Source organism: Rhodohalobacter sp., from assembly GCF_041686455.1.
Lineage (GTDB): Bacteria > Bacteroidota > Rhodothermia > Balneolales > Balneolaceae > Rhodohalobacter.
The window spans coordinates 1-6,777 of the sequence record NZ_JAWLDW010000134.1 but is presented as its reverse complement, the minus strand read 5'-3'; the positions used below and the strand labels follow the sequence as shown (position 1 = coordinate 6,777).

Sequence of the window (6,777 nt, the reverse complement as noted above, 5' to 3'; positions counted from 1 at the left end):
TGCCAGTTATGAGTCTGAAAATGCCGGGAATCTGGAAACAGCTATTGAAGTACTTGATTCGGTATACGATGCTGAATCATATGAACTGAATTTACGACTCGGGTGGCTGCACTATCAAAAAGGTGAGATGGACGAGTCGATGATTTATTACAGACGTGCCGTTAATCTGAAGCCGTATGCGATTGAACCTAAACTCGGGCTTGCTTATCCCTACTCATCCATGGCCATGTGGGATGAAATTATTGAACTGTATGATAAAATATTGGAAACGGATCCGCAGAACAGTCTCGTTAACTACCGTCTTGGTTTGATATATTATAACCGGGGACAGTATGAGCGAGCTGATGGTTATATCGAGAAAACGGTAAATCTCTACCCGTTTGATTACGATTCGCTGCTGCTCTTTGCCTGGAATAAATTAATGATGCAGCGGACCAGGGAAGCAAAAGTACTCTTTGAAAAGGTACTGCTTGCCAATCCAGGCGATGAATCAGCAATGAATGGATTGAGCTTGATACAGTGATTTGTACCAACGGAATCGGGTCCGGTGTACTTTACTCACTATTAAAAGCTCCATTAAAAATGCTGTCGCGAAAATAATCACGACAGCATTCAATTTTAAAGATTTTCTATTCCGAAATCATTTGCCTACATACGACGCATACATCCAAACCAGTTTCTCCTGCTCGCTGATGTAGTCGCTCATCAGAGCGTTCGTTCCTTCATCGTCGGCTTCGCCGGAAAGTGCAAGAATTTCACGCTGCATTTTCAGCGTTATCTTAAACGCTTCCAGAATTTCATTCACTGCCGCTTTTCCGTCTGACACTTTTTCACTTTCAGTGATTTCAGACACTTCTACATATTTTGTGTATTTGTGGTTTGGAGTATAACCAAGCGTAAGGACCCTCTCCGCAACCTCATCAATTTTTATTTTGAGGTCATCATAAAGCTCTTCAAACTTTTCGTGCATTACAAAGAATGAATCCCCTTTGATGTTCCAATGATATCCTCTTGTATTCTGATAAAATACTGAGTAATTGGCCAATAATGTATTCAGTTTATCGGCTAACTTTTTTGTTTTATTACTGTCCAAACCTATTCTGTTTTCTGTACTCATATCTCTATGTTATTTTACTGTTTCAATTCTCATTGACATATACTTAAAATACTAAATTCAGCCTCCAAAATCCCTATTTCTTATTGATACAGGGCATCAATAAAATCGAACGGTAAATAAGGTTTTTAGCTATGCGCATTCTTTCTGAAAGATAGATTTCTTCACTATTTGATCTCACTTTCACCCAAAATGTCTGCATCTCAATCCGATAGCAAATAATAAAGGGTGAATGTTGATTATTCCAATATTCTTGTATATTCGCTTAGAGATCAGAATATCAATTTAAAAAACCAATCAATATGAGAGAACTAATCGTATTTCTAATTGTCACATTAACGTCACTGTCATTTGTATCCACAGCCGACGGACAGATTTTTAACAGGCTTAAAGACCGTGCAAAGAAAGCGGCTGGGGATAAGGTTGAGGAGAAACTTAGCAATGAGGTTGAGAAAGCAGCCGAAAGAGCCGTAGAAAAAAGCTGGCAATCCATTTTTGGTGAAGAATTTGGTTCAGAAGGTGATGGTATAAACGTTTCATTTGCCATGAACAGCAATGCAGTCACTGAAGAGGCGTATCGGTTTGATGTCATCACAACCATGGAGGTTGAAACCGTTCAGAAGAATGGCAACTCTGAAGGACCCATGATCATGAAAATGCATTTCAATGATGCAGAAGCCTATTCCGGAACCAAATTCTCTGGCGAACAGATCGATGAGTCTGAAGGTGAAATGTTTATGATTTATGATCTGAAGAACGAATCGATGGTTATGCTGATGGAGAATGAAGATGGTAAATTTTCATTCGCCTATGACTGGAGACAGGCTCAAATGCTTGCAGAAGATTTTGATGATATGGAATCCAACGAAGGCACAGTCTCTGACGAGGAGGAAGAGCAGGAAATGGAAGAATGGGAGAACTTTGAGGAGATCGGTACCAAAACCATCGCCGGGCTGGATTGCCGCGGATACAGATCTGAAAATGAAGAGAGCGTGATGGAGTACTGGGTAACCGAAGACGAGGATTTAGGGATCTATAAGATGCTCCGAGTCAATGAACAAACCAAGCATCTGAAAGGAAATGTACCGGAGAACTATCCCGCCGGAATGCTGATGGAGATGACCCAGGAAGATCTCGGCAGTGGCGAGAAAACCACAATGCGAGTAACCGATATCAACAAAAACGCATCCGTTACATATACAATGAGTGATTATCCGCCGATGTCGATTGGCGGAGACAGCCGCGATTAGGATTAATTCAGAGCCTCCTGACTGTAAGTTTTACATCAGTTCGTAATAAGAATTATGGAAAAGAGTCTCCCCTTCCTAAGGGGAGATTTAGAGGGGTTTCTTAATTCTATAAAATTTCAATATTTCATTTCAGGATTTAATTCAAACGTTAATTACTGATGATATATAAAGTTCAAAAAACTGTATAGAATTTATTCCTGGGGATTTTAACTATTTCCAACCACCCCTTAATCCACTCCTTCATAAGGCGGGGAAATTGGTGGCTTTGCTCAGATTAGAATAACTTTGAAATTATGTCCTTAATCAGAGAAAAAGATACAGAGTTGACCTACAGGTTACCCAGGTTGGGTTTTAGATCGCGGAATTCATCCGGTATGAGTGGATTGTCTAACTCAAAGAGGATCCGCTCATTCAGGTTTAACTTCTCAACAATATCGCCGTAGTAGCGGTTAAAAATGGAGTCCAGTTCACCGTTATCACTGATGCGTTCCATCCCCTCCTCTACGCGGACTGCCAGATCAGATAAATCGGGATTCACATAGAATACGAGCGGGAATGGATAAAATATCAGAATATTCTGATCGATGGTTAAACCTTCTCTTTGTGAAGCCCGATTTTCATAAACACTCATTACTTCATTTGCACCAAAAGCAGTGTAGTCGAAAAGGTCATTCTCAAGTCGTACAAAGATGTCGTCAAAATCTCCATCTTCAACCACTTGATATCCGTTCTCCCGGAAAATAACCGCGTCACTCCACGTTTCGGGAATTCCGTGCTTCAGCTGCTGAACCTCTTCCCTATTGCTGATATTTTTGAATGTTTCTGAATCACCTTCGCGAATAATCGGAACCCTGTAGCCCAACAGATTCTTCGTCATAGGCTTGGGAATCACAATCATGTCTCCTTCCTCAAACTTCTGGTTTCCGGCAATGGTAACAAACAGATCGTGACCTTTTTCGCTAAACACCAGAGCTTCATCATCCCCGGGATACTCATCGAGGGTCTCCTTGATTTCCCATGGCCCAAAATCTTCTTCCGTTGCCTTTAAAACAGCGGCTAATACCTCTTTCTCGTAAACCTGCCGAATCTGTGAACGGTTGCCATTCCAAAGATCTACCATAGTAGTGTCGCTTATTGAAGCATTTGAAGTTTTAGATTGTGACTCATTGCCATTACACGAAATCATAATGAGTGAAAATGTAAAGAGTATAAGAGCCGCCGCTGTCATATGGTCTCTCATGATGTTGCAACCAGTTGCTCTTCGAGTTCTTCCAGGGATTTATTCTTCGTTTCCGGAACCACTCTCCAGACAAAGAAAAGTCCAATCAGGGCAAAAATTCCGTAGAGTAAAAAGGTCATGCTGTTTCCCAGGGTAGCCAGCTCCCACGGGAATACGAGCTGCACCAGGAAGCTAATGGCTGAGTTGATAAAGCCGGCAAAGGAGATCGCAAATCCTTTCACGCGAAGTGGAAACAGCTCCGAGAACATCACCCACATCACAGGACCCAATGAGATCGCAAAGGATGCCACAAATCCTAAAATGGCAAATAGGATCAATTTCGGGTTGATATCGATGGCGGCCGTAATAATCTGGGATTCAAACTCAACGGCTGCCTCAGATCCCAGCGTTTCGGTTAGAGCGGCTCTGAACTGAACATCATCATCGTAGGTGATATTGGCCATATTCGCAGATAAAAGGTCCAGGTTGACGGGAGCCTCGATGGTTTGAATACTCTCCTCATCCAGCTCGTACGTTGCTGCATTGAACCCGTAGGCCAGAAGCATCATCATGAGTGTAATGCCTGTCAGGCCACCAATAAGAAGCGGTTTTCGGCCCAGCTTGTCGATCAGCATGATGGCAAATACCGTGAACACCAGGTTGGTTAATCCCACAAGTACAGCCTGCATAAATGAGGCGTCCGTTCCAATTCCCGACTGTTCAAAAATGACCGGAGCGTAAAAGAACACAGCGTTGATCCCGGTAATTTGCTGCAAAACGGCAAGAGTCACACCAATAAGAAGCACATACCGCAGATAGGGATGAAAGATCTCTTTGATCGAAACTTTCTCCTTCTCTTTATCAGCTTCGAGGTTTTCCAGGATATCACTGACCTGCTTTTTGGCACTCTCAGGCCCTACAATCTGGGTGAGGGTATTCTCTCCGTCCTCCCTGTTGCCGATCATAATTTGCCAGCGCGGACTCTTGGGTACAAAATAGAGCCCGATAAAGAATATGAGGGCCGGCAACGTTTCCAGACCCAGCATCCAGCGCCAGGTATGTTCATCTATCATTAACGCCTGAGCCCATGCCGCATCTGACTGTGCCCACTGCAAAATCAAATAGTTGGTAAAAAAAGCGGCGGAAATTCCCACCACGATATTCAGCTGATTGAAGCTCACCAGGCGTCCCCTGATTTTGGGCGGTGCAATTTCACCGATATACATAGGCGGAATGATCAGTGCAAAACCGACGCCAAACCCGCCCAGCATTCGCGCGATGACCAGGAACCAGAATGTTTGTGCCAGTGCTGATGCAATAGCAGAAATAGCAAACAGTACTGCGGCAATTTTAAGCGTTGTGCGTCGGCCAAGACGGTCGCTTAACGGTCCGGCAAACAGCATGCCCAACGTTGAGGTTAAGGTAAGCGAGCCCACGGCCCATCCCAGCTGCAGTTTTGAGAGACCGAACTCCGGCTCTATAAACCGTACAACACCGGAGATAACGGATGCGTCGAATCCCATCAAAAACCCGCCCAGCGCCACCGTTAAAGCCACCCGGGTTACATACACTTTTCTACTGTCCATACATGATCTTATGCGTGATGATTTCCTTTTATCTTAAAGCTCTCACAACTTTTATACAATGAGAATTTAATGGGGATTTTATCCAGATGATTCAAGATGCATTTATGTTTGAACACAAAGCCGATAGTTCTTCATGAAAAGATATAAACCATCATTTGATCCAATTATTTAAACTAAGAGAATTTTACTTAACCAAACAGTATTTCTATTTGTCCCATTAAAAGCTTTAAACAATTATGTAATTCATTTCAGCCCTAAGTTTAGGGTGAATAAATACATGTTAAGTTCCTTTTCAACCTCTTCAGATTTCTCAACTTAATGAATTGCTTTCCACCACGTTTTTAATAAACTTAGGAAGTAACAATTAATAAACGCCATAACGATGGAAAAGGCACTACTTGACGAACTTTCACAACTTAATAAAAGCGAAAAATTGATTTTGGTCGAAGCTTTGTGGGATTCAATTGCATCAGACCCATCGGAAGTGGAAGTTCCAGAACATCACAAAGCCATTATTGAAGAACGGCTTAAAACACTTGAGCAAGATAAACAAACAGGGTCTAGCTGGGAAAAAGTCCGTCAAAAATATCTCTAACCCACCGTGCCAATATCATTGATACTTACCGAAAAGGCACAGGAAGATTTAGATGATTCCTACCAATGGTATGAAGATCAAGAGCCAGGATTAGGTAAAGAATTTATTCGATGTATTGATGCCAAAATTGCGAAAATTAAACGCAATCCATTTCATCATCAGGTTGTACAAAGTGACCGGGTTCGTCGAGCTCTAACTAACAGATTTCCTTTTTCCATCTATTTCGTAGATGAAGAAGAAATCATTGTCATTTTTGCAATTCTTCATCAAAAAAGAAGTCCTGATTTCTGGAAGTCGAGATTATAGCCGTGGAAACTTATCAAGCGTTTCAACTGGATTTTGCCGCTTATAGCCGGTAATAAAGATTTTCAGAGTTGCAGCATTTCCTGCTTTTTATCACTTTGGAAGTCAATAAAGACAAAACCGGTTAAACGCCAAACCGTTATAAGGCTTTATTAAATTAAATCGTAAAAATGGATCGAATATCACAAGACCTTCTTTTTCGCGCTCCTTTCATGAGCCTAATAATTATCTATTTTTCTATGCTTGGGTGCTCAAAATCATCTAAGATAAATCCAGCTAAAAAGACAGACGCTGATAAGAACTTGATCCAACAAAAAAAAGAGCAAGAAATTCAAGTTGTAGATGGGCGATATATAAGTATTGAAGATTCATTGGCAGGAGTTGAAATCAAAAATGATACATATATTATGTTTTACGAAGGGCACGAAACAGTACCTTCTGATCATTATCAGATCATTATTACAGACTCAATAGCATTTCGAGATACTACATACAGAAATGGAAAATACTTAACGCTTCAGAATCAAAGTATGACATTGAAATATGCTATTGATTATTGGCAGGATGATTACATAAGTCTCATTTATCTGCCTAGAGGAAATTTTTTGAACTCTGAGTTCAAGTAATAAGTGCAACACGAAAAGTAACCCTGAGGGGCGCGCCCCTCAGGGTTTTCGGCCAAGCGGCTTATATTCGTGTTACTATGCAAA

Annotated in this window: 8 protein-coding genes; 5 read left to right on the top strand and 3 right to left on the bottom strand. The window is 41.5% G+C overall.

The window, feature by feature from the left end:
- On the top strand, positions 1-523 hold a 523-nt coding region (locus tag ACESM0_RS12010), incomplete at its 5' end, for a tetratricopeptide repeat protein (RefSeq protein WP_372906450.1).
- Positions 524-640: 117 nt separating this feature from the next.
- On the opposite strand, the gene ACESM0_RS12005 is transcribed toward ACESM0_RS12010, so the two are convergent.
- A complete protein-coding gene (locus ACESM0_RS12005) occupies positions 641-1,117 on the bottom strand; it encodes a Dps family protein (protein ID WP_372906449.1) in 477 nt (158 codons plus the stop codon).
- A gap of 299 nt (positions 1,118-1,416) precedes the next feature.
- Between ACESM0_RS12005 and ACESM0_RS12000 the strand changes: the two genes are divergently transcribed.
- Entirely contained in the window at positions 1,417-2,364 is a 948-nt protein-coding gene (locus ACESM0_RS12000; RefSeq protein WP_372906448.1) for a hypothetical protein, read from the top strand.
- A gap of 328 nt (positions 2,365-2,692) precedes the next feature.
- On the opposite strand, the gene ACESM0_RS11995 is transcribed toward ACESM0_RS12000, so the two are convergent.
- Both ACESM0_RS11995 and ACESM0_RS11990 read right to left on the bottom strand, forming a co-directional pair.
- On the bottom strand, positions 2,693-3,604 hold the full coding sequence (locus tag ACESM0_RS11995; protein ID WP_372906447.1) for a hypothetical protein: 912 nt from the start codon (positions 3,602-3,604) through the stop codon (positions 2,693-2,695).
- Entirely contained in the window at positions 3,601-5,169 is a 1,569-nt protein-coding gene (locus ACESM0_RS11990; RefSeq protein ID WP_372906446.1) for a sugar porter family MFS transporter, read from the bottom strand. The genes ACESM0_RS11995 and ACESM0_RS11990 overlap by 4 nt, the downstream gene beginning before the upstream one ends.
- A gap of 382 nt (positions 5,170-5,551) precedes the next feature.
- On the opposite strand from ACESM0_RS11990, the gene ACESM0_RS11985 reads away from it, so the two are divergent.
- The 3 genes from ACESM0_RS11985 (at position 5,552) to ACESM0_RS11975 (ending at position 6,693) form a co-directional block, all read left to right on the top strand.
- Positions 5,552-5,764, top strand: coding sequence for an addiction module protein (locus ACESM0_RS11985; protein WP_372906445.1), 213 nt, complete (start codon positions 5,552-5,554; stop codon positions 5,762-5,764).
- 6 nt (positions 5,765-5,770) lie between these two features.
- Positions 5,771-6,070: a type II toxin-antitoxin system RelE/ParE family toxin gene (locus ACESM0_RS11980; protein ID WP_372906444.1), complete on the top strand. Its 300-nt coding sequence runs from the start codon at positions 5,771-5,773 to the stop codon at positions 6,068-6,070.
- Between the two features lie 167 nt (positions 6,071-6,237).
- Positions 6,238-6,693 (top strand): hypothetical protein, encoded by a 456-nt coding sequence (locus ACESM0_RS11975; RefSeq protein ID WP_372906443.1) that lies wholly within the window; start codon positions 6,238-6,240, stop codon positions 6,691-6,693.
- Positions 6,694-6,777: the final 84 nt, after the last annotated feature.

Coding starts and splice junctions, on each gene's coding strand:
- ACESM0_RS12005 (WP_372906449.1), bottom strand. CDS start 1,117: ATGAGTACAGAAAACAGAATAGGTTTGGACAGTAATAAAACAAAAAAG.
- ACESM0_RS12000 (WP_372906448.1), top strand. CDS start 1,417: ATGAGAGAACTAATCGTATTTCTAATTGTCACATTAACGTCACTGTCA.
- ACESM0_RS11995 (WP_372906447.1), bottom strand. CDS start 3,604: ATGAGAGACCATATGACAGCGGCGGCTCTTATACTCTTTACATTTTCA.
- ACESM0_RS11990 (WP_372906446.1), bottom strand. CDS start 5,169: ATGGACAGTAGAAAAGTGTATGTAACCCGGGTGGCTTTAACGGTGGCG.
- ACESM0_RS11985 (WP_372906445.1), top strand. CDS start 5,552: ATGGAAAAGGCACTACTTGACGAACTTTCACAACTTAATAAAAGCGAA.
- ACESM0_RS11975 (WP_372906443.1), top strand. CDS start 6,238: ATGGATCGAATATCACAAGACCTTCTTTTTCGCGCTCCTTTCATGAGC.